Source organism: Aliiroseovarius crassostreae (assembly GCF_049803815.1).
Classification (GTDB): Bacteria; Pseudomonadota; Alphaproteobacteria; order Rhodobacterales; family Rhodobacteraceae; genus Aliiroseovarius; species Aliiroseovarius crassostreae_A.
Map to the genome: position 1 here is coordinate 221,363 of NZ_JBNAGI010000005.1, position 21,984 is coordinate 243,346.

Below are 21,984 nucleotides of genomic sequence, written 5' to 3' on the forward strand. Positions count from 1 at the left end.
CTGACCGGAGGGGGCTCTCCTCCGGCATTTCCCTTATGAATTAAAGGCCTTGCCCCATGTCATACCCGCCTGAGGACGTTCCGAAAGCGCCTTTGGACGAACATCGTTTCCCTTGTGATCAATGCGGGGCGGATCTGCGGTTCAACCCGGACCGGGGCGGGTTGACCTGTGATCATTGCGGCAATCAGATCCCGATGCAAGAGAGCAGCCCGCCGCAGGCCATCACCGAGATGGACTATCAGGCCGCCCTGTCGCGCAGCCTGCCCGACGCCGAGACCGAGGTGACCCGCGCCACCTCTTGTACGAATTGTGCAGCAGTGTTCGAATTTGACCCGCAGATCCACGCCGCTGAATGCCCGTTTTGTGCAACCCCGGTTGTGGCGGATACCGGCACCCAACGGCAGATCAAACCCAAGGGCGTGGCGCCATTTGTTCTGTCGGAACAGGCGGCGCGTGACGCGATGACCCATTGGCTGGGACGGCTGTGGTTTGCCCCCAATGGCCTTCAGGACTATGCGCGCAAGGGGCGGCGTCTACACGGGATCTATGTGCCCTATTGGACCTATGACGCCGACACGCGCACCGCCTATTCCGGCCAGCGCGGCGATGATTATTACGTCGAACGCACGGTGATGGTGGATGGCAAGCGCCAGACCCGGCGCCAGCGCAAAACCCGCTGGTCAGCCCGATCGGGCCGGGTGGCGCGGTTTTTTGACGATGTGCTGGTGCTGGCCTCGCGCGGCCTGCCGAAGCGCTATACCGATGCGCTGGCCCCCTGGGACCTGTCCCGGCTGGAGCCTTACAGCCCGGAATATCTGGCCGGGTTTCAGGCCGAAGGCTATACGGTGGAACTGCCGGATGGCTTTGCCGAGGCCCGCGACCATATGGATCGGGTGATCCTGCGTGATGTGAAGTTCGACATTGGCGGGGATCGGCAGCGGGTCACCTCGCTGGACACCAAACTGTCGGATGTGACCTTCAAACATATCCTGTTGCCGGTCTGGCTGGCGGCCTACAAATACCGCGGCAAGACCTATCGCTTTGTGGTCAACGGCCAAAGTGGCCGGGTGCAGGGCGAACGGCCGTATTCTGCCGTGAAAATCACCATCGCCGTGATTTTGGGGCTGATTGTCGCCGGTGTCCTGGGCTATGTGGTGGCGCAAAACCAGTAAGAGACGAGGAAGAACATGCGTGCATTGATCCAACGGGTCTCGGAGGCCGCCGTGCGGGTGGACGATGAGGTGATTGGCGAGATCGGCGCGGGGCTGTTGATCCTGATCTGCGCGATGGAGGGGGATGAGGAGGCCAATGCCGATCAACTGGCCGCCAAGATTGCCAAGTTGCGCATTTTCAAAGATGAAAATGACAAGATGAACCGGTCAGTGAAAGACATTGGCGGGGCGGCGCTGGTGGTCAGCCAGTTCACATTGGCGGCAGATACATCGCGCGGCAATCGACCCGGGTTTTCCACGGCGGCCAAGCCCGACGAGGGCAATCGCCTGTACGCGTATTTCGCGGATCAGCTGCGCGCGCAGGGGCTGGAGGTGGCGCAGGGCCAGTTTGGCGCGGATATGAAAGTGTCTTTGGTCAATGATGGCCCGGTCACGATCTGGATGGAAATCTGACCCCACCCATTCATGCGCGCTTAACAAAACTAGAAAACTAGTTTTCTAGTTTTCTAGTTTTCTAGTTTTCTAGTTTTCTAGTTTTCTTCGAAATGCGCGCGCGGTCGCCTACGTCAAGCCCAGTCAGGCCCAGATGCGCGAGACCGACCAGGCGCAGGAACACGTTGGGGCGCCTCTCACTCCAGATATCCGGCTTCGCGCGCCACCCGTTCCAAAAGCGCACCCAGTGTCAGATCATGGTCAAACTGCCCGGATTGCAAAAAGGTGATGGTCTGCGCAATCACCAGCGGATTGGTCATCATGAACGTATGCGTGACCGGCAGGGTGATGTGATCGGCCATGCCCTCGATCTTGGTGTTTTCCACCGACACTTTCCCGTCATCTTCCCCTTCGATCAGCGAGGAATAGATCGGGTTCAGGGACCGGTTCCCGGCAATCACGCCCAGTTCGAAATTGGGCAATCCCGTCTTGTTGGGCACCGATTCCGGCCCGGTGCCCAGCTGCTTCCCCGCCGGGCCATTGATCCATTCAAACGGTTCCAGCGTGGCAAATTCATCAACCAGTTCAGATCCGTGATTGGGAGGGGCCATCATCACCACGCGCCCCATCTGAGCGGGGCGATTATCCTGCAACCAGACCCGCGCCAAGATGCCGCCCATGGAATGGGTTACGAAGTGGATCTGCTCCTCTCCGCAGGCGTCCAATGCGGGGGGGATGGCGGTTTCGACCAGTGTTGCAATCTTCGCTTCGGTTGACGGATACCCCAGGTTGACGACCTTATAGCCTTCCACCTCCAACGCCTCTTCCATCACCCAAAGCGAAGACGGAGAGCGCGCCAAACCGTGCAACAATACGACGCATTCAGCCACGGCCGGGGTGGCGGCGATCAGGCCAAACAGAAAACTGGCGGCAAGGCGAAAAGGGATTTGTCTAATCATGCCCCTTAGATAGGGCGCTTCGCGGCGCGATACGAGGGGGCACGGTGCAAAGATCAAACATTTGCGGTCCTTCGCCCATCAATGCCCCGCGACGGCAAGACAAAGGGGCGCCGCATGGACGCCCCTTTTCAACAGGACAAACCGGGATCAGACCTCGGTGTAAAACCCGGGCGCGATCCAGCGGATCACCAGCGCCCCGGCCCCGGCCAAGGCAACCGCGACCACCAGGGGCCAGCCCACCACCGGGATCAGGGCCAGCACCGTGATCGACACCGCCCCGGCCAGCGCCGCAATGGCGCGCTCGGGGAAGGTCACCGGCAGCGGTTGACCCGCCAGTTTCACGGCCCCAACACCCAACAGATACGCACCGATCACATAGCCAGTGACCCCCAGAAGCAACGCCCCCAAAACGGCGAAGGGCGCCAGCAGAATGCCATAGCCGGTGATCGCCAGCACAATCAGCGCACCGGCCAGGGCAGAGACCGACAAGAACCCCATCCAGATCGCCCGGAACGGGCTTTCGAGGGTGCGGTCGCGCAGCGCCATCAAGAACCCGGGGGCAAAATAGGCCACGATGCTGGCCAGCACCGCCAGGGTCAGGATCGACCCGATCTGGCCGCCCAACCAGGACATCCAGCCCCCGGTGGAGGTCGGCGCTGACGTGGCCCCTCCGTCGGGGTCGGCCGATCCGTCAAACTCGCTCGCGGCGTGGCGTTCGATCCGCTCGGCGGGGATCACAGTTTCCGGCACCTCAATCGCGTCCACATCTTCGGAATAGAGGTAAAGCGTGCCTTCGATCCGGGCATTTTCCCCAAAGGACACATTGTCGGTGGCAAAGCTGGCATCCCCTGCAATCACCTCGGTCAACAGGATGTTTTCCGCCGCAACCAGCGCGCTGTCGCCGACCGATCCGGTGATTTCAACGCGCTGCGCTGCCACACGAAGGTCACCCGCCACCGGTGCGGCCACCAGCACGGTGTCACCTGCCAGCTGGGCGTCGCCGCCCACCCCGGCGGCCACATTCACATTCATCCCCGCCGCGTAAACATTGTTGCCCACGGGGCCAGAGATTGAAACGGATCGCCCGCCCGCATGGGCCGAGCCTTCGACCGGGGCAGAGATGACCACGGTATTGCCCGCGATGAAGGCATCATCCACCGCCTCGCCCGACAGGGTGACATTGTCCCCGGCCATATAGGCGTCATTGCCGAAACGATAGACCTCTTGCGCGCTGGCGGGCAGGGCCGCCAGACCGATCACAGGGGTCAGAAGGGAAATCAGTAAAGTTCGAAACATGGCTGTCCCCGCCAGATGTTGATGTTATGGGCGTTAACATAGGGGCAATCTGACCGGGTTGTAAGACCCGATCCCGATATTTTCCAAAATCGTCGCCAGATCTCCACGGAACATTCACAATCTCGCCAGATTTAAATTGAATTTTAGCGACCAAGGCCAATCTTCTGGCCATTTCAGATTTCGATTGTTGGAGTGATTTGCACATGCTTTCTCTGCTATTTCTGATCGGCGGCATTGCCGGCCTGTCGATGATTGTCCCTTCTGATGACACTGGGGATGAGGGGGACACCGTCGACGACACCCCGGTACCCGTGGACTATGGCGGCACAGCCGGAGATGACTCTGTAGAGGGCGACGATGAAGCCCCAGAGACGGGTGACCTTTCTGATGGGGGCCCGGGACCCACATCGGGCGCAACGATCACCGCGTCGGGTGACCCGGTTCTAAGCGCCGAGACCATTGTCCTGACCGATGCCGAGGGCATTGAAACCAGCTATGCCCTTGCTGATCATCTTGTCGCGGAAAGCGGCGATGCGGCCAATGGCATGGCAAAATATGAATTTGATTTCGCGGATCAGTCCAGCTTCGTCTACACCGTTGAATGGGAGACCGACCCGGATGAACCAGGGGCCGGACCTTTGCTGGATCAATCCTTTGACGTGCATATGTCGGACGCAACCGCGAACTGGGATTACCGCACAGACGGCTTCACCATTTCGCTGTTTGACGATGCGGGGGAACAGGTGGGGGACCCGTCATATGACATCGACACTTTGGTCGCGGGCCAAGGGGCCAATACCATCTGGACCACCAATACAATCCAGGTGGAAAGCACCCCGGATGGTCAGAGTGACCGGATCTATGTGATGGTCGATGAGGTTGCAGAGGGCGAGAGTTTTGAAACCGCGGGCCTGTCTGATGATGATGGCGGCATCACACCGCCAGCAGACGCCATCATGCCCTCACATGAGCTTTTGCAGGACAACCTTCTGAGCCCCTATGAGGCCGACGACCAATTGGTGGTTTCGATCGACGAAGATCTGGAAGGGTATGTGCATCTGATGAAGGTGACCGTATCGGAAAGCGTTACCTTGGCGGATGGAACGATTCAGGCCGGGACCTACAATACCGTTGACTACCTTGTGCAAACCGACAGCGCAGATCCCCCCTCGGTTTCGGATCTGAACGTGCAGGCCCGCGGGGCGGTGATGCCAGAGGATGGGCTGACTGTGCTCGCGGCCTTTGTGGTGGAAAGCGGCGTCGAGACAGCGGGTTTCCTGTTCCCGGACACGGACTATGTTGATCCGGAGTATTCCGGGAAGCCCATCACCACGACCAACACTTACGGTATCCGACTGGACGTCTAGGCCGGGGGCAAACCGCCACCTCCCCCACTCTCACACATGAAAAAGGCGCCCCGTGGGGCGCCTTTGCACTAGATCTTTAGGCTGTTTGGCTCTCGGTGATTTCTCTGCCGAGACATCACCTGTCGCCGGGTAGCTCTCGGCGATTTCCCGTTGGGAATTCGCCTGACGCCATCAGAATTCGCGGGGCGAATTCTGATTACATCATGCCGCCCATGCCGCCCATGCCGCCCATGTCGGGCATACCGCCACCGGCGCCTGCGTCTTTCGACGGCTTGTCGGCCACCATGGCTTCGGTGGTGATCAGAAGACCAGCGATCGAGGCCGCGTCTTCCAGAGCGGTCCGGGTCACTTTGGCCGGGTCGATCACACCGAAGGAGAACATGTCGCCATATTCTTCGGTCTGTGCGTTGAAGCCGTAGGAAGTGTCGTCGCTTTCGCGCACTTTGCCAGCCACAACAGCACCGTCAACGCCTGCGTTTTCAGCGATCTGACGCAGCGGGGCTTCGATGGCCTTGCGCACGATCACGATGCCAGCGTTCTGATCCGAGTTCGCACCTTCCAGACCGTCCAGGGCTTTGCCAGCCTGAACCAGGGCAACACCGCCACCGACGATCACGCCTTCCTGCACGGCCGCGCGGGTCGCGTTCAGGGCATCGTCCACACGGTCTTTGCGCTCTTTCACTTCCACTTCGGTCATGCCACCAACGCGGATCACGGCAACACCGCCAGCCAGTTTGGCCACGCGTTCCTGCAGTTTTTCACGGTCGTAATCCGAGGTGGTTTCCTCGGCCTGGGTGCGGATCTGGGCCACGCGGGCTTCGATCTCGGCTTTCTCGCCAGCACCGTCAACGATGGTGGTTTCGTCTTTGGTGATTTCGATCTTCTTGGCGGTGCCCAGCATGTCCATGGTGACCGACTCAAGCTTCATGCCCAGATCTTCCGAGATCACCTGGCCGCCGGTCAGGATCGCGATGTCCTGCAGCATGGCCTTGCGGCGATCACCAAAGCCCGGGGCCTTGACGGCTGCGATTTTCAGACCGCCACGCAGTTTGTTCACCACGAGGGTCGCCAGCGCTTCGCCTTCCACGTCTTCGGCAATGATCAGAAGCGGTTTTTGCGACTGGATCACTTGTTCCAGCAGCGGAACCATCGGCTGCAGCGACGAGAGTTTCTTCTCGTGCAGCAGAACCAGACAGTCGTCCAGCTCGGCAATCATCTTGTCCGGGTTGGTCACGAAATAGGGCGACAGGTAGCCGCGGTCGAACTGCATGCCTTCCACAACGGTGGTTTCGGTTTCCAGACCTTTGTTTTCTTCAACGGTGATCACACCTTCGTTGCCAACTTTTTGCATCGCGTCTGCGATTTGCTGGCCAATCTCGGCTTCGCCGTTGGCGGAAATGGTGCCAACCTGCGCCACTTCTTCGCTGTCTTTCACGTCGCGGGCCGATGCTTTGATCGCTTCCACAACCTTGGCGGTGGCCAGGTCGATGCCGCGCTTCAGGTCCATCGGGTTCAGGCCGGCAGCAACCTGTTTCAGGCCTTCACGCACGATGGCCTGGGCCAGAACGGTGGCGGTGGTGGTGCCGTCGCCAGCTTCGTCATTGGTGCGCGAGGCCACTTCTTTGACCATCTGTGCGCCCATGTTTTCGAACTTGTCTTCCAGCTCGATTTCCTTGGCGACAGACACACCGTCTTTGGTGATGCGCGGGGCGCCGAACGACTTGTCCAGAACCACGTTGCGGCCTTTCGGGCCCAGGGTCACTTTGACAGCGTCAGCGAGAACATTGACGCCGCGCAGCATTGCGTTGCGGGCGTCGGTATCGAACTTTACGTCCTTAGCAGCCATGATGCTTGCTCCTAGAATTCTTTGTAATCAGGTCAGTTTGGAAGGGTCGGATCAGGACAGGATGCCCATGATGTCCGATTCTTTCATGATCAGCAGCTCTTCACCGTCGATGGTGATTTCAGTGCCGGACCATTTGCCGAACAGGATCTTGTCGCCTTCTTTGACGTCCATGGCGATGCGATCACCGTCGTCGTCCTTGGCGCCTGCCCCCACGGCCACAACCAGGCCTTCTGCGGGTTTTTCTTTGGCGCTGTCGGGGATGATCAGGCCGCCTGCGGTTTTTTCGTCGCTTTCAACACGGCGGACCAGAACGCGGTCATGCAGCGGAGTAAATGCCATTTCTGAGGCTCCCTAAGCTCAGTTTCGTTTCAGTTCCTACACCCGGCCCGTCTGCGTGTCCCAACAGGGACCTGACGGCGGGCGTTTTGGCACTCACCTTCAGAGAGTGCTAACGGCGAAACAGTTAGGCATGGGACTGGGAGGTGTCAACAGGGGGAATGCCGGAAATTTGAACGATAGCCCCCGTTTTCTTCTGCCGGGAAAGTGAAGGCGACGCTCACTCCTCTAACAGGTGTTCATAGCGCTGATCGGTGAGGGTTTTCAAGAAGGCCACCAGCGCGTCGATGCGTTTGTCATCCAGCGCAGGTCCGTCGGTCAGGATGTCATTGGACAGGTTCATCGGAATTTCGGGCGGGCCGAAGGGGGCCCCGGTTTCCGGGTTGATCTGACGACCCGGATTGGTGGTGTTGTAGCGGTTGTAGAACAGGATCACGGTGCGCAGATCCTGAAACACGCTGTTGTGCATGTAAGGCCCGGTCACCGCCACATTGCGCAGGGTCGGCGTTTTGAACCGGCCAGACGCTTTGGCGTCGACCACATCGGGGTGTTGGATCAACCCGCCATCGACGCCGGTTGGCCCCAACAGCCCCTTCAGCGCGGGGTTCTTGGGCGTGCCGATATTGTGATATTCATAGTTCGAAAAGGTCTCATCCGCCGCGATGGGCGAGGGGCGCAGCTGGTGGCATTGGTTGCAATTGGTAAATTGCTGCGAGAAGAACAGCAGACGGCCCAGCTCTTCTTCGTCGGTCAGCGTGGCTTCGCCGCGCAGGAACCGGTCATATTTGCTGTCAAAGGGCGCAAAAAGGTCAGTGCTCTCAAACGCGGCAATGGATTGGGTCATCGCGTCGAACGCGGCGGCGTCATCGGCAAAGATCTCCTGCCCGAACAGCGCCTTGAAACTGGTCACATAATCGGCGTTTTCCTGCAGGCGCAGAACAACCGACGCCTTGTCCGGCATCCCCATTTCGATCGGGTTCAGAGGCGGCCCACCCGCCTGCCCGGCCAGATCCGGCGCGCGCCCATCCCAGAACATTCCGCCAACCCAGGCGCCATCATCAAGCTTGCGAAACTCGGGTGTCATCATTGCATAGGCCGCGGTCGGCGCGGTGCGCCCGCCCAGGCTTTCGCCGTCATCCCCCAGCGACACCGGCCCGCGCGGATCGACAAAGGCAAATTCCGGATCATGGCAGGTGGCACAGCTTTGGGTGCGGTTCTTCGACAGGTTCACGTCAAAAAACAGCGCCTCGCCCAGCGCCTCCAGCGTGTCAAAAGCGGCGGCGGGTGTGGCGGTGATCAGACCGATCAAAAGGGCAAGGCGGCGCATGGGAACTCCTCAACTGGCGCGGGGCACCCCCTTCGTATAGGGTATTTTCGCGAAAGGGAATTGATCCTGATCAAAACAGTCAGATTATTGCCGCCCGGCCCACATCCGTCAGCCCGTATATGCCGCGCCCCACCCGTTCGAACCAGCCATAATGGTTTGCCGCCATCATGGTGGTGGCCTTGGCGATCCCCGTCGCCTTGGCCAGATCCGCCCCTTTCATCGGGCCATGTTCGGCCAGATGGGTGGCGAGTTTCTCGGCATCCTGACGGTAGGCGGTGACAATCTTGCCATTGGTGCCGCCAATGTTCGGGTCGCCTTCGCGCCGGGCAAACTCCCCCAAAAGCCGCGCGGATTTCACCTTGGATTTGCGGGGCTGGAAAGGGGCCGGGTCACAATGCAGTTGCACAAACCCGTCTTTCAGGCGCACCGAAAGCACGCCCAGCCCAAGGCGCCGACACAGGCCAATATTGCCCTTGAACGCGCGCCAGCCCGCTTTGCCCGCCCAGCGCGGTACAGCCACGTACACATGATCACTGATCGCCTGTCGCGCCACGGCCTGTTGCAAAAGGGTCAGGGAAAATCCGGTCTTGAGTTCCACCACCAGCGGGTCTTGCCCGTCGCGCAACGCCACAACATCCGCCCCGGACACCTCGGATTTCACCTCATAGCCCAGCGTTTCCAGCCAGGTTTTCACCGGGGCGTAAAGATCGGTTTCCGTCGGTTTAGACATGTGGCCTTTCTAACGTCAACGATGGGCATGCGCCAAGGGATTTACGAACGCCCAACGCTTGGCTAAACTTTCCAGACGCAAGAGGAGTGCCCTGCCAGTGATCACGTAAACCCCCCGCTTCAGTTCCCCTTTCAGGGTCGGTTTACATTCACACGACAGGATACCTCATGCGTGAGATCATTTATGACGTTGCCGTCAGCCTTGACGGTTTTATTGCAGCCCCCGGCGGAGATGCTTCGGCCTTCCCCGGCGAGGGCGATCACATTGCCCCCTATTTTGATCGACTGGCCGGATATGGCACGGTGATCATGGGGCGGCGCACCTATGAATACGGATATGGCTTCGGCCTGGAACCGGGCGCCCGCGCCTATCCACACATGGATCACCACATCTTCTCCACCACCATCAATCTGCCGGACGGGGCGGACGTCACGGTCGTAACGTCCAACTGGTTGCGCCATCTGGAGGCGTTGCGGGCCCAAAAGGGTATGCCGATCTATCTATGCGGTGGCGGTCAGTTCGCTGGCTGGCTCTTGCAGCAGGGTTTGATCGACAGGCTGATCTTGAAGTCCGCGCCGATCACATTGGGCGACGGTGTGCCGCTGTTTGCTGAGGCGCCTTTGACAACGCAATGGCGCACCAAATCTGTGACGCCTTATGCAAGCGGCGTCACTTTGCTGGAACTGACACGCTGACACAGGGTGCGCCCGCTGAGAATGCTGCAACGCAGCAGGTGACAAAGGCGGGCGCGCGCCTTATAAGGCAGGCAAAAATCAGTGACTCATCAAGACGGACAAACCAAAATGACCACCCTCGTATTCGGCCACAAATCACCCGACACCGACTCGACCGGCTCGCCCCTCGTCTGGGCCTGGTATCTGAACGAAGTGAAAGGGATCGACGCCAAGCCCGTGCTGCTGGGCACCCCCAACACCGAAGCCCAGTTCATGGTCGAGCGCTGGGGCTTTGACATGCCCGAGATCATCGAAGACCTGGCCGACGATCAGGCCTGCGTTGTGGTCGACACCAACAACCCCGCCGAACTGCCCGCCAATATCAATGGCGCGGATGTGCAGGCGATCATCGACCACCACAAACTGGTGGGCGGTCTGGAAACCAAAGGTCCGATCGACATCACCATCCGTCCGTTGGCCTGCACCGCCACCATCATGATCGACCTGATGGGGGACGACGCGGCCAAGATGCCCGACAACATCAAAGGCGCGGCGCTGACCTGCATCCTGTCGGACACGCTGGAATTCCGCTCGCCCACCACCACCGATCACGACCGCGCCGTTGTTGAAAAACTGGCCGCTGATCTGGGCATCGACATCCCGGCCTACGCGTCTGAGATGTTCGAAGCGAAATCGGATGTGTCGGCGTTTTCGGCCGCCGAGCTTTGCCGCCTTGATTCGAAAGAATACGAAGTGGACGGTGTGAAATTCCGCGTCGGCGTTCTGGAAACCACCGCGCCCAAGATGATCCTGGATCGCAAGGACGAACTGATGGCCGCTTTCCCCGAGGTCGCCAAGGAAGACGGTCTGGATCAGGTGCTGCTGTTTGTCGTCGACATCCTGAACGAAGAGGCCACCCTGTTTGTGCCGAACGATCTGGTGAAGGGCGTGGCCGAGAAAAGCTTTGGTGCCACCGTTGAGGGCGACACTGTGGTTCTGCCCGGCATCATGAGCCGCAAGAAACAAATCATCCCGAACCTGGCTGTGTAATCCCGGTGTAGTCACCGCCCTTGGGAAAATGACAAAAGGCCCGTGCACTTGCGCGGGCCTTTTCTTATGTGGCAGCTGCGATCACCGCCCCGCCTTGATCCGCTCCACCTCGGCCAACACGGTTGCGACCCGGCGGCGATCCGGCGGGTGGGTGGACCAGAAACTGCCCCCGTTGCGCGCGCCTTTCTTGGCGGCCCGGGTGAAAAACTTCAGCCCCTTCACCGGATCATATCCCGCCGCATAGGCGATGCGGGTGCCAAGTACATCACTCTCCAGCTCATAGTCCTGCGAGTAAGCGCGCCCGCCCACGGCGGCACCAAGATCCATGCTGGCATCAATCGCCGAAGCATCTCCGCCCACCGCTGCGGTCAGTGCCCCCAGGATAAACGCACCGGCCTGGGCCTGTTGCACGCTTTTCTGGATGTGTTGGCCCAACATATGTCCGTATTCATGGGCAAGCACAAAGGCGACCTCGTCATCCGATCCGCTTTCCTGCAACAGCGCCACCGACACCCGTACAACAGGCCGCCCGTTTTGAAAGGTGAAATAGGCGTTGGGCACGTTCAGTTTTGGATCGATGCCAAAATCGACATTGCAAAACGCCGTACTTCCCCCCGGGCGCACCGACCGGCAGTACGTCTCGCCTGCCCGTCGCACCCGGGGCATGACCCGCTTGAACCGGGCCACCGCGGCCCCGCGCGACAGTTTGCCCGCGTTGTCATTTTGCGCGGCCTGATACAGCTCTTGCGCCTTGTTTTGGTGGTTTTGCTGCGCCTGTGGCACCTCGGTTGAGGTGGTACATCCAGCCAACACCAACACCGCAACAAGCGCCAACTTGCCCGCCCGTGCCGCAATACCAAACCGGTGACCTGATCGGAAAATCTCTACCATGCCCCTCTCCAAATCGAACGCAGTGGTCTAAACTCAGATCAGATTTAACGAAAACTCATGGTCAAACCAGCCCTGATTTGGCATATCCCGCCTATAAGCGAAAAGGACCCCCATGCCCCGTATCATCACCGCCCTCACCGACATATCCGCCAACTATGACGCCATGTTCGTTGACCTTTGGGGCTGTGTGCACAATGGAATCACCGCCTTTGACGAGGCGGTGGCCGCATTGCGGGCGTATCGCGCAGGAGGCGGCTTTGTGGTGCTTCTGACCAATTCGCCCAAGCCCCGTGCCGGTGTGGCGGCACAATTGCCGGACTTTGGCGTGCCTGCCGATTGCTATGACACCATTGCCACCTCGGGTGACAGCGCGCGCGCCGCGATGTTCACCGGGGCTGTGGGCAACAAGGTCTTCTTCATGGGGGAATGGGAACGCGACGCCGGGTTCTTTGAACCGATGCAGGTGATCGACAACCCGGTTGAGATCACCCGCGTTCCCGTGAGTGAGGCCGAGGGCATCGTCTGTTGCGGACCGTTTGACCCGATGGCCGATCCCGATACCTGGCGCGCGGATCTGATGATGGCAAAACAGATGGGCGCAAAGCTCCTTTGTGCCAACCCGGATATCATCGTCGACCGGGGTGAAGAGCGGGAATGGTGCGCCGGCGCCGTCGCGCGCATGTATACCGAGATGGGCGGCGAGAGCCTGTACTTTGGCAAACCCCACCCGCCGATCTATGACCTCGCCCGGCGTCGGATGCTGGCGGAAGGGCGCGATGTGGCCAATGCCCGCATTCTGGCCATTGGCGACGGCATCCACACCGATATTCGTGGGGCCCTGGGGGAAGATATCGATTCGCTTTTCATCACTGGCGGCCTGGCCCGCAACGACACGAAAACCACCACGCAGCCCGACCCGGATGCGCTGGAGGCCTTTGCAAACAAGGAAATGGTCACGCCCACATTCGCCATAGGCTATTTGCGCTAAAGCGTTTCGGCTTTCACCTGAGGCAAGGGAAAGCAGACAAGGGAAAGCCGAAACGCAGTGTGACCCACCAATGTCACGGGCGTTTCGGAACAGACATGTGCCTGAAGTTTATCCCGAAACGCTTTTAGGGGAAAATCCCCCTTGCTTTCTGCGACTGCAAAGTAATATTGTTTCGCCACGGGCGTGGTGAGCGTCCTTTTGTTACTCGCAGAATGACAGAAAGGGGCCGCGAGGGCCCAAGGACAGCAAAGGGAAGACCATGTCAGACACGATCACCCGTGGCACCATCCACGCAGACGAGCTTGAGGTCGGCATGGTCCGCACCCTCACCAAGGAAGTGACCGACCGCGATATCGAGCTGTTTGCCGAAGTCTCAACCGACCGCAACCCGGTGCATCTGGATGAGGATTACGCCAAGAGCACCATGTTCAAGGGCCGCATCGCCCATGGGATGCTGACCGCCGGGCTGATTTCTGCAGTGATTGGCGAGCAACTGCCCGGTCATGGCACCATCTATCTGGGCCAGACCCTGGCCTTCAAAGCCCCGGTACGCCCGGGGGACGTGGTGACGGCTGAGGTGACGGTGCTGGAGGTGGACCCGGCGAAGGGCCGCGCGACGCTCAAGACCGAATGCCTGGTGGAGGGCAAACCGGTTCTGACCGGCGAGGCCAAGGTGCTGGCACCGAAGCGTGGCTGATGGCTTAGGAAGAGGGGCGCTGCCCCTCGACCTGCGGTCTCACCCCGAGGTATTTTTGGCAAGAGGAAGATGGGGCGAAGTTTTGTCGCCGCCCGCCCTGATCACCGGGCTTGCACAGGCGCGCGCGGGGCGGTAATGCAGCCACATGCGCATCGTACGAGACTATCAGTTTGCCAGCCCGGAAGATCGCGGGGCTTCTGCCGCGATTGGCAATTTTGACGGGGTCCATCTGGGCCACCAATATGTGATCGATATTGCCCGCCGCGAAGGCGCCAAGATCGGCGCGCCGCTGGGGGTGATGACCTTTGAGCCGCACCCGCGCGAGTATTTTGCCCCCAAGGCCCCGCCCTTTCGCCTGATGGGTTCCGATGCGCGCGCGCATCGGTTGGAAAAGCTGGGGGTCGAGCACCTTTATGAGTTGAGCTTCAATGACACGCTGTCGGCGCTGACGCCGCGCGACTTTGCGCAGGATGTGATTGTCGATGGGCTGGGTCTGGCCCATGTCGTCGTCGGCGCGGATTTCTGTTTCGGCAAGGGGCGCGCGGGCCAGGCCGATGATCTGGTGGCGCTGGGACAAGAGCTGGGCTTTGGCGTAACCATCGCACCCCTGATGCATGATGACGGCAACGAAGTCAGTTCCACCGCGATCCGCCGCGCGCTGTCGGATGGTCGCCCGCAGGATGCCGCGCGGATGCTGGGCCATTTGCACCGGATCGAGGGCGAAGTGATCCGCGGCGACCAGCGTGGCCGTGATCTGGGTTATCCCACCGCGAACATGTCAATCGCGGGGCTGCATCCGCCCAAATTTGGCGTCTACGTGGTCGAGGTCGACATTCTGACGGGCCCACATCAGGGCACCTACGGGGGGGCTGCCTCGATGGGCACCCGGCCGATGTTCGGGGAAAACCTGCCCAATATCGAAAGTTTCATTTTCGATTTCAAAGGAGACATTTATGGCGAGCATCTGTCGGTCGCGCTGATCGAATACCTGCGTCCGGAAACCGTGTTTGACAGCCTGGATGCGCTGATCGCCCAGATGAACGCCGATTGCGACACCGCCCGCAAGATCCTGGCGACACGGTAAAGGGGGCACCGATGATCCGACATGTGGTTTTCTTCACCGCGCGGGACCCGAAGGACCGGGACGTGATTTTTGACGGGCTGAACCTTTTGGACGGCATCCCGCACAAACGCTTTCTTGAGGTGGGGCGCAACCTGGCCACCGACCCGATCCCCGGCACCCACCCGGATTTTGTGGTCTATGGCGAGTTTGACGACGAAGCCCAGCTGGCCGCCTTCAAGGCGCACCCGCTCTATCAGGAAAGCATCAACAAGGTGCGCCCGCTGCGCGATCTGCGCATGTCGGCCGATTTCCTGTCGGATCGGAGCTGATCCATGGCCGCGCTGCGCAAGGGGTTCTGGACCCGCCCGCTGGACGAGCTAACGCCCGAGGAATGGGAAGCGCTCTGTGATGGGTGCGGCAAATGTTGCCTGAACAAGCTGGAAGACGAAGAAAGCGGCGAGGTGGTCTTTACCCGCATCGCCTGCCGCCTTCTGGACAATGAAACCTGCCGCTGTGCGCAATATGATATCCGCTTGAATTTTGTGCCGGAATGCATTGTGCTCAGCCAGAAGAACATGGCCGAGATTGCCTATTTCATGCCTGCTTCCTGCGCCTATCGGCTGCGCCACGAAGGCAAACCGCTGGAACCGTGGCACCCGCTGATCGCCGGTGGGCCCGACCGGATGCACGAAGAAGGCCGGTCGGTGAAAGGCTGGACCATTCCGGAATTCGAGGTTCCGGAAGAGGACTGGGAAGACCATCTGATCGAGGAGCCCCACTGATGTTTTTTGCCTCTGACAATACCGGCCCGGTGCACCCGAAAATCATGGACGCGGTCACCAGGGCCAATGATGGCTACGCCATGCCCTACGGGGCCGATGATCTGAACACGCAGGTTACGGCGCGCATTCGCGAGGTGTTCGAAGCGCCCGAGGCCGCCGTCTACCTGGTCGCCACCGGCACCGCCGCCAATGTGCTGTCGCTTGCCACGCTCGCGCAACCGTTCGAAACCATTTTCTGCGCGCCCGAAGCGCATATCCACGAAGATGAATGCAACGGCCCGGAGTTCTACACCGGGGGCGCCAAGCTCACCCTCGTGCCCAGCGTCGACGCTAAAATGACCCCGGACGCTCTGCGCGCGACCATCGCCAAGGAAGAAACCCGCGGCGTGCATGGTCCGCAGCGCGGTCCGGTTTCAATCACCAATGTCACCGAACGCGGCACGGTCTATTCGGTCGCGGAAATTGCCGCACTGACCAAGGTCGCCAAAGATTACGGCCTTGCCACCCATCTTGATGGCGCGCGTTTTGCCAATGCCATTGTCGCCACCGGCAGCACGCCTGCTGAAATGACCTGGAAAGCGGGCATTGATGTGGTCAGCTTTGGGGGCACCAAGAACGGTTGTATGGGGGTCGAGGCGGTCATTTTCTTTGACCCGAAACACGCCTGGGAATTTGAGCTGCGACGCAAGCGTGGCGCGCATCTCTTCTCGAAACACCGTTTCCTGTCGGCGCAGATGCTGGCCTATCTGGACGACGGGTTGTGGCTCGATCTGGCGGCCCGCGCCAATGCCGCCAATGCCCGCCTTGCCCGTGGGCTAAAGCAGGTCGACGGCACCTCTTACATGTTTGACGCGCAAGCCAATATCAGCTTCGCCCGCTGGTCGCGTGAAGGCCACAAACGCCTGCATGACGCAGGCGCGGCCTATTATGTCTGGAATGACGACCTGATTGGCGAAGATCCCCTTGAGGCGCTCGAAGCCCGTCTTGTCACCGGCTGGTCTACCACCGATGAACACGTCGATCGCTTCCTTGACCTCATTCGTGGCTAACACCGCCCATATTTTCTGGTCTGAAATATCCCGGGGTTCGAGGGCTTCCCGGAATTGATCCGGGGGATCAATTTGCCCGAAGAACGGGCGGAGCCCAAGCACGTCGTCCGAGGGGCAGCGCCCCTTGCCGAGGCGCAGCCGAGGCCACCCCCAACAAAAACCGGTCGTCAGTCCGTATTTTTGGCCGTGTTTTTGGCGGGAGCACCTTCCAGCAACTGACCGATCTCTGCCGCCACCCGCTCCGGGTGGGTCATCGGGGCCATATGCCCGGCCCCCTCAATCACCACGCGCCGCGCATCCGGGATGCGCGCCTCAAATACGTCGTGGATTGCGGCAACAACGCCCGGACTGTCTGCCCCTTCGATCAAAAGGCAGGGCATGCCCAACGCCTCCAGCGCGCCGGGGGCGGCCTGTCCGTGCACGTCTTCGGATGTGACCGGCGCACAGGCCGGGATCAGATGGATCCGCGCGGCCATATCGTCACGCAGCACCACGGGCAGGTACGCCCACGCCACATGGCCACCCCAGATCGAATGAAACAGCCGCGCCGCTTCAATCCGGTCGCCGCGATGGAAGGCATCAGCAAAGGGCCCGGTCATGAAGGCCTCGACCTGCGCAAACTCCGGGTGGTCCTTGGCGGCGGCGAACAGAACCGGTTCGATCAGGGTCAGGCTGCGCACGCGGTCGGGGGCCATTTGGGCCAGCCGCAGCGCAATGGTGCCGCCAAAACTGTGCCCCACCAGATCCACCGGCCCCGAGGCCTCGCGCTCCAGCAGGGCCAGCGCCGCCTCACTCGCCTGTGTCTGGTAATCGCGCGCCGGATCCCAATCGCCGCTTTGCCCGTGGCCCGGCAGGTCCAGCGCCAACATAGACAGATCACCCGCCAGCTCCGCCGCAACCCCACGCCACGCGCCCAGATGGGCCAATGAGCAGTGCAGCAAAAGCGCCTCGCGACGCCCCTGCCCCAGCTTTGTCCAGTGGATCTCTGTTCCGGCGAATATGTCTTTTCCCATGCCCCCTTTTCAGCGGGCGGCAAGGTGCGCGTCAAGCAGGGCCAGCCGATCCTGCCCCCAGAACCTAGCGTCATCATCGGTGATATAGAAAGGCGAACCAAAAACCCCCGCCTTCACCGCGTCCTCGGTGTTGCGGGCATAGGTCTCCGCCCCCTCCAACATCCCGGTCATGGTCAACATGCGTGAAAACCCCGTGGCCTCCAGCACGTCACCGATCACCTCGTCCAGCGCGATGTCTTTTTCCTCGGCCCAAGTGGCGCACAGAATGCCCTGCACCAGCGCGCCCACATCCCCGCCCTCGCCTTTTTCGGCCGCTTTGGCCGCCGCGATGATCGCGTAGGATGCGGGCGCCGGGTTGGTGGGCCAGAAGGCCGGGTTGGGCGTCAGCGGCATGTCGAGCACCTTGGACCAGCGCAAAAGCTCCTGCATGCGGTAGTCCATCCGGCTGGGGTGCCTGTCTGCCGGCTTGGTGCCGCCCATGCGATCAAAGATCTGCATGATGTCCATCGGCTTATAGGTCACGCTCGCCCCGTGCCGGGTTGCGATCTCTTCCATCCGCGCGCCCGCCAGATAGGCCCAGGGCGAAAGCACTGTGAAGTAATAGTCGATATGCGCCATGCTGGCCTCTCTTCTTTGTCACATTCTGTCGCCAAACCTGCGACAGGTTCAACGAAAACCCTATTCGACTGTTTAAAGGAATCTGCACGGATGGTAATGGGGGGCATCGTCACGATTCTGTCAAACAGACCATCTGCAGACCACTTGGGCCACTTGGGGACACGACCATGCCTTCGATCACCGAACCGAAACTTATTTCCGGCAATGCCAACCAACCGCTTGCCCAATCCGTGGCCAAGCGCATGTCGCTGCATCGCGGTGAACGCGTGGGGCTGGTGGATGCCCGCGTGGAACGCTTCAACGACCAGGAGGTCTTTGTCGAGATCTACGAAAACGTGCGTGGCGAAGACATGTTCATCATCCAGCCGACCTCGAACCCGGCGAATGACAACCTGATGGAGCTGTTGATCATCTCGGACACGCTGCGCCGGTCATCAGCCGCGCGCATCACCGCCGTGATCCCCTATTTCGGCTATGCCCGTCAGGACCGCCGCACCAAGGCGCGCACGCCGATTTCGGCCAAGCTGGTTGCCAATCTGATTGCCCAGTCGGGCATTGAGCGGGTTCTGACCATGGACCTGCATGCCACTCAGATCCAAGGGTTTTTCGACATTCCGGTGGACAACCTTTACGCCAGCCCGGTCTTTGCGCTGGACGTGAAGCACCACTTCAAGGATTGCCTGGACGAGGTGATGGTGATCTCGCCGGACGTGGGCGGTGTGGGCCGTGCGCGCGAGCTGGCAAAACGCATCAACGCCCCGCTGGCAATCGTTGACAAGCGCCGCGAGAAAGCTGGCGAAGTGGCTGAGATGATCGTGATCGGCGACGTGACCGGCAAGCGCTGCATCATCGTGGATGACATCTGCGACACGGCGGGCACCCTGTGCAAGGCCGCCGAAGTTCTGATGGAAAAGGGCGCCAGCGAAGTGCACGCCTATATCACCCACGGCGTGATGTCCGGCCCGGCGGTCGAGCGGGTCACCAACTCGGTCATGAAATCGCTGGTGATCACGGATTCGATCCAACCGACCGATGCCGTGAAGAACGCACCGAACATTCGCATCGTGCCCACCGCGCCGATTTTTGCCCAGGCGATCCAGAACATCTGGGGCGGCATGTCGGTGAGCTCGTTGTTTGACCACGACACGCTGGAGCCGCTCTACGAAGGCATGTATACCTGAGCATTTTCAGAGCGTTGGAAGACCGAAAGGGCCCTCTTGGGCCCTTTTTTATTGTACCTATCGGGATGGTGGTGGATCTATTCCACGACCCAATTGTCCGGGTCACGCACCGCGCCCATCGCCAGCCAATCGGCCCGGATCCGCGCCACTTTCGTGTCGCCCCAGGTGCGAAAGACAATCTCGAACCCTTCGTGACTGATATTCTCGGCGGTGATATCCGCGCGCTGATTGGTATCACTGGACATGTCCCACATCGACATGCTGACCTGCACCACGGGCAGTTCGTCAAAGCGGCCATTGAAACTGACGGCCGCGCGAAATTCACGCGGGCCGTCCCCGGACCACATCTCGCCATCATGCTCGAAATCAGAAAACAGCACACGGCTGCCCTGTTCGATGCCCAAAAGATTGCGGTCAAATGTCCTCATGGTTGAACCTGTCTTTCCCTTTTCGCCAGTAGGCCAAAGAATTCGGGCCTTTTCAAGGCGTTCCAGCGGGTTTCATACGCAGGAACAGGGGGAAAATCACGGCCAGGATGATCCCGGAAAAGAGGAATGGCGCGCCGGGTAGGTAGATGATGGCGTCTTCGGCGGCGAAGAACTGAAACATCCCGGTCATCACCATGGGGGCCAGAACGGCGGCGATGGATCCCAGCGAGGCGATCACCCCTTGCAGCAATCCCTGACGGTCCTCGGCCACCATGTTTGCCATCATCGCGGTCATGGTCGGCGGGGCCATATCGGCGAGTGCCGCCACAATCAGGAAGCTGAACATCACGTAAACGCTGGCAGTCAGGCCAAAGACGATGAAGGCCACCAAGGCGCAACCCGTTGAAAAAATGAGGGTTTTATACTCCCCCAGCCGGGGGATCAGGAACCGCATCACCACACCCTGGGTGAAGGTGATCCCCACCCCATACGCGGCAAGCGTCAGGCCAATCAGCGCCGTGCCCCAGCCAAACACCTCGCGCGTCCAGAACGCCCAGAGCGTGGGGTAGACCATATTGGCGAACTCAAACAGGAAGATCAGCATGAGCGGCAGGCCCAGCCCGGGCAGGCGAAATGCGTCGAGGATCGCACCAAACGGGTTCAGATCCCGGCGGGCAAAACGGCGACGTTTTTCCGGGCTAAGGCTTTCTGGTAAAACGAAAATTCCAAAAAGCACATTCAGCCCCGACATCGCCGCGGCAAGCCAGAAGGGGGCGGTGATATGCCAGCTGGCAACCACGCCGCCGATGGCTGGGCCGATGACAAATCCGATGCCGAAGGCCGCGCCGATCAACCCGAAATTCGCAGCACGCTCCTCGGGTTTCGAAATGTCCGAAAGATAGGCCGTGGCGGTGATATAGGTCGCGCCCGCGATGCCCGCCAGCACACGGCCGATCAAGAGCCACCAGAACGTGGTCGCCAGCGCCATCACCACATAGTCAATGGTGAGGGTGACAAGGGCCAGAAGAAGCACCGGGCGCCGACCGTAACTGTCTGATAACCCGCCAATAATCGGCGCAAACAGAAACTGCATCGCGGCGTAGGACGCCATCAGAATGCCACCCCAGAACGCCCCATCCGCGGTGCTGCCCGCCCCCACCTTTGCCATCAGATCCGGCATGATCGGGAACACGATGCCAATCCCGATCGCATCAAGGAACAGGGTGGCAAGGATGAACCAAAGGGCGGAGCGATTTTTCATGCCGGAAAATCCGATGGGGGTTTGATCAATGGGACAAGTTCTGACCGGAAGCCGCGCGGGTTGCAATCTTTAAAGTTTTTAAAGGGCCGGGAGGCAAAACTTTAAAGTTTTGAAGGGCGAAAAAGGGAAAGTTTAAAGTTTCATGGCGATTGCCCCCTCGTATGATAACTAATTCTAACGAAATGAACGCAAGGATCTTCGACAACTGAGGGAAATGGGACATCTAAATATCGCGTGCAATGTGATTTTCACGAAGAATGTGGGCGCATCTCAGGATTAGCGCATCAGCAATATACCAATCGATAAGAACACCAAATTGATCTATTTCGTCGGAATGATCTACGAAAAACCGATGCAGTTCATCACTCCCTAAAAAAGTTTCAACACGCTGCACATAGTCAACGTAAATTCTTTGAATTTCAGTGTATTCCTCTACGAGTTTCAAAAAGCCTACAGCCCCGGCATCTTGGCAGGCCGCATACGCTAAGATCATAGTTGCATCACGGTTCAATTGACGATCCGGAGCTTCGCTGAAGTATTGCCACAGCGGAAAGGCGGCAAAAACGGCAGCAGAAATGATGATTAGGCGCTCGATAGATCTTAGCGTAGCTAGAACCTTTTCCATAGGATTTCCTCTGTCTTCAATTTGAACGATATTCTTATCTAGTATTTCAGCAAACCCAACAACCAACGGATGAACAAGCCATTGGTGCGAGCCGCAGCTTCCGGCAAACAGGTTCGCGCGGCGAACTCGGCAACAACAAAGAAACCCCGCCACTTGGACGGGGTTTCTTTGTCTTTGCCGGGCGTGTGCCGGATGCCGT

Annotated in this window: 24 protein-coding genes; 12 read left to right on the plus strand and 12 right to left on the minus strand. The window is 59.9% G+C overall.

Going from position 1 to position 21,984, the window contains the following annotated elements; genetic code table 11:
- The first annotated feature begins 56 nt into the window (after nt 1-56).
- Both ACP15V_RS14130 and dtd read left to right on the plus strand, forming a co-directional pair.
- Nucleotides 57-1,172 (plus strand): primosomal protein N' (replication factor Y) - superfamily II helicase, encoded by a 1,116-nt coding sequence (locus ACP15V_RS14130; protein WP_424944350.1) that lies wholly within the window; start codon nt 57-59, stop codon nt 1,170-1,172.
- A gap of 15 nt (nt 1,173-1,187) precedes the next feature.
- Nucleotides 1,188-1,625 carry a D-aminoacyl-tRNA deacylase gene (gene dtd, locus ACP15V_RS14135; RefSeq protein ID WP_424944351.1) on the plus strand — a complete coding sequence of 146 codons (438 nt, stop codon included), beginning with the start codon at nt 1,188-1,190 and terminating at the stop codon, nt 1,623-1,625.
- A 176-nt stretch (nt 1,626-1,801) separates the two neighbouring features.
- Here the strand turns inward: dtd and ACP15V_RS14140 are convergent, their stop codons facing one another.
- Both ACP15V_RS14140 and ACP15V_RS14145 read right to left on the minus strand, forming a co-directional pair.
- Nucleotides 1,802-2,563, minus strand: coding sequence for an esterase/lipase family protein (locus ACP15V_RS14140; RefSeq protein WP_424944352.1), 762 nt, complete (start codon nt 2,561-2,563; stop codon nt 1,802-1,804).
- A gap of 147 nt (nt 2,564-2,710) precedes the next feature.
- Complete coding sequence (locus ACP15V_RS14145; RefSeq protein WP_424944353.1) at nt 2,711-3,859, minus strand: hypothetical protein; 1,149 nt, start codon at nt 3,857-3,859, stop codon at nt 2,711-2,713.
- A gap of 203 nt (nt 3,860-4,062) precedes the next feature.
- Here ACP15V_RS14145 and ACP15V_RS14150 point away from each other — a divergent pair, with 203 nt between their 5' ends.
- Complete coding sequence (locus ACP15V_RS14150) at nt 4,063-5,226, plus strand: hypothetical protein (protein WP_424944354.1); 1,164 nt, start codon at nt 4,063-4,065, stop codon at nt 5,224-5,226.
- Nucleotides 5,227-5,422: 196 nt separating this feature from the next.
- On the opposite strand, the gene groL is transcribed toward ACP15V_RS14150, so the two are convergent.
- The 4 genes from groL to ACP15V_RS14170 all read right to left on the minus strand — a co-directional run bounded on the left by groL (nt 5,423) and on the right by ACP15V_RS14170 (nt 9,465).
- The gene (groL, locus tag ACP15V_RS14155; protein ID WP_424944355.1) at nt 5,423-7,072 is read right to left on the minus strand and encodes a chaperonin GroEL; all 1,650 of its coding nucleotides are present in this window, start codon (nt 7,070-7,072) and stop codon (nt 5,423-5,425) included.
- 51 nt (nt 7,073-7,123) lie between these two features.
- A complete protein-coding gene (locus ACP15V_RS14160; RefSeq protein WP_424944356.1) occupies nt 7,124-7,411 on the minus strand; it encodes a co-chaperone GroES in 288 nt (95 codons plus the stop codon).
- 217 nt (nt 7,412-7,628) lie between these two features.
- Nucleotides 7,629-8,735 (minus strand): cytochrome-c peroxidase, encoded by a 1,107-nt coding sequence (locus tag ACP15V_RS14165; protein WP_424944357.1) that lies wholly within the window; start codon nt 8,733-8,735, stop codon nt 7,629-7,631.
- Nucleotides 8,736-8,814: 79 nt separating this feature from the next.
- Nucleotides 8,815-9,465, minus strand: a complete 651-nt coding sequence (locus ACP15V_RS14170) for a DUF2161 domain-containing phosphodiesterase (RefSeq protein WP_424944358.1) — start codon at nt 9,463-9,465, stop codon at nt 8,815-8,817.
- A gap of 167 nt (nt 9,466-9,632) precedes the next feature.
- Between ACP15V_RS14170 and ACP15V_RS14175 the strand changes: the two genes are divergently transcribed.
- Nucleotides 9,633-10,160, plus strand: a complete 528-nt coding sequence (locus ACP15V_RS14175; RefSeq protein WP_424944359.1) for a dihydrofolate reductase family protein — start codon at nt 9,633-9,635, stop codon at nt 10,158-10,160.
- Nucleotides 10,161-10,268: 108 nt separating this feature from the next.
- Nucleotides 10,269-11,189 carry a manganese-dependent inorganic pyrophosphatase gene (locus tag ACP15V_RS14180; protein WP_424944360.1) on the plus strand — a complete coding sequence of 307 codons (921 nt, stop codon included), beginning with the start codon at nt 10,269-10,271 and terminating at the stop codon, nt 11,187-11,189.
- Nucleotides 11,190-11,270: 81 nt separating this feature from the next.
- Here ACP15V_RS14180 and ACP15V_RS14185 read toward each other — a convergent pair whose 3' ends face one another.
- Nucleotides 11,271-12,080 (minus strand): M48 family metalloprotease, encoded by an 810-nt coding sequence (locus ACP15V_RS14185; protein WP_424944361.1) that lies wholly within the window; start codon nt 12,078-12,080, stop codon nt 11,271-11,273.
- 112 nt (nt 12,081-12,192) lie between these two features.
- On the opposite strand from ACP15V_RS14185, the gene ACP15V_RS14190 reads away from it, so the two are divergent.
- The 6 genes from ACP15V_RS14190 to ACP15V_RS14215 all read left to right on the plus strand — a co-directional run bounded on the left by ACP15V_RS14190 (nt 12,193) and on the right by ACP15V_RS14215 (nt 16,659).
- Nucleotides 12,193-13,068, plus strand: coding sequence for a TIGR01459 family HAD-type hydrolase (locus ACP15V_RS14190; protein ID WP_424944362.1), 876 nt, complete (start codon nt 12,193-12,195; stop codon nt 13,066-13,068).
- Between the two features lie 259 nt (nt 13,069-13,327).
- On the plus strand, nt 13,328-13,765 hold the full coding sequence (locus ACP15V_RS14195; RefSeq protein WP_424944363.1) for a MaoC family dehydratase: 438 nt from the start codon (nt 13,328-13,330) through the stop codon (nt 13,763-13,765).
- 145 nt (nt 13,766-13,910) lie between these two features.
- Nucleotides 13,911-14,849, plus strand: coding sequence for a bifunctional riboflavin kinase/FAD synthetase (locus ACP15V_RS14200; RefSeq protein WP_424944364.1), 939 nt, complete (start codon nt 13,911-13,913; stop codon nt 14,847-14,849).
- An 11-nt stretch (nt 14,850-14,860) separates the two neighbouring features.
- On the plus strand, nt 14,861-15,157 hold the full coding sequence (locus ACP15V_RS14205; RefSeq protein ID WP_424944365.1) for a Dabb family protein: 297 nt from the start codon (nt 14,861-14,863) through the stop codon (nt 15,155-15,157).
- 3 nt (nt 15,158-15,160) lie between these two features.
- Nucleotides 15,161-15,610, plus strand: a complete 450-nt coding sequence (locus ACP15V_RS14210; RefSeq protein WP_424944366.1) for a YcgN family cysteine cluster protein — start codon at nt 15,161-15,163, stop codon at nt 15,608-15,610.
- Nucleotides 15,610-16,659, plus strand: a complete 1,050-nt coding sequence (locus ACP15V_RS14215; protein WP_424944367.1) for a threonine aldolase family protein — start codon at nt 15,610-15,612, stop codon at nt 16,657-16,659. The genes ACP15V_RS14210 and ACP15V_RS14215 overlap by 1 nt, the downstream gene beginning before the upstream one ends.
- A 167-nt stretch (nt 16,660-16,826) precedes the next feature.
- Here the strand turns inward: ACP15V_RS14215 and ACP15V_RS14220 are convergent, their stop codons facing one another.
- Both ACP15V_RS14220 and ACP15V_RS14225 read right to left on the minus strand, forming a co-directional pair.
- Nucleotides 16,827-17,672 carry an alpha/beta fold hydrolase gene (locus tag ACP15V_RS14220; protein ID WP_424944368.1) on the minus strand — a complete coding sequence of 282 codons (846 nt, stop codon included), beginning with the start codon at nt 17,670-17,672 and terminating at the stop codon, nt 16,827-16,829.
- A 9-nt stretch (nt 17,673-17,681) separates the two neighbouring features.
- Nucleotides 17,682-18,290: a 2-hydroxychromene-2-carboxylate isomerase gene (locus tag ACP15V_RS14225; RefSeq protein ID WP_424944369.1), complete on the minus strand. Its 609-nt coding sequence runs from the start codon at nt 18,288-18,290 to the stop codon at nt 17,682-17,684.
- A 167-nt stretch (nt 18,291-18,457) separates the two neighbouring features.
- Between ACP15V_RS14225 and ACP15V_RS14230 the strand changes: the two genes are divergently transcribed.
- The gene (locus ACP15V_RS14230; RefSeq protein WP_424944370.1) at nt 18,458-19,471 is read left to right on the plus strand and encodes a ribose-phosphate pyrophosphokinase; all 1,014 of its coding nucleotides are present in this window, start codon (nt 18,458-18,460) and stop codon (nt 19,469-19,471) included.
- A gap of 77 nt (nt 19,472-19,548) precedes the next feature.
- Here ACP15V_RS14230 and ACP15V_RS14235 read toward each other — a convergent pair whose 3' ends face one another.
- The 3 genes from ACP15V_RS14235 to ACP15V_RS14245 all read right to left on the minus strand — a co-directional run bounded on the left by ACP15V_RS14235 (nt 19,549) and on the right by ACP15V_RS14245 (nt 21,938).
- Nucleotides 19,549-19,899: an H-type lectin domain-containing protein gene (locus ACP15V_RS14235; protein ID WP_424944371.1), complete on the minus strand. Its 351-nt coding sequence runs from the start codon at nt 19,897-19,899 to the stop codon at nt 19,549-19,551.
- A gap of 52 nt (nt 19,900-19,951) precedes the next feature.
- The gene (locus ACP15V_RS14240; protein ID WP_424944372.1) at nt 19,952-21,160 is read right to left on the minus strand and encodes an MFS transporter; all 1,209 of its coding nucleotides are present in this window, start codon (nt 21,158-21,160) and stop codon (nt 19,952-19,954) included.
- Nucleotides 21,161-21,383: 223 nt separating this feature from the next.
- On the minus strand, nt 21,384-21,938 hold the full coding sequence (locus ACP15V_RS14245) for a hypothetical protein (protein ID WP_424944373.1): 555 nt from the start codon (nt 21,936-21,938) through the stop codon (nt 21,384-21,386).
- Nucleotides 21,939-21,984: the final 46 nt, after the last annotated feature.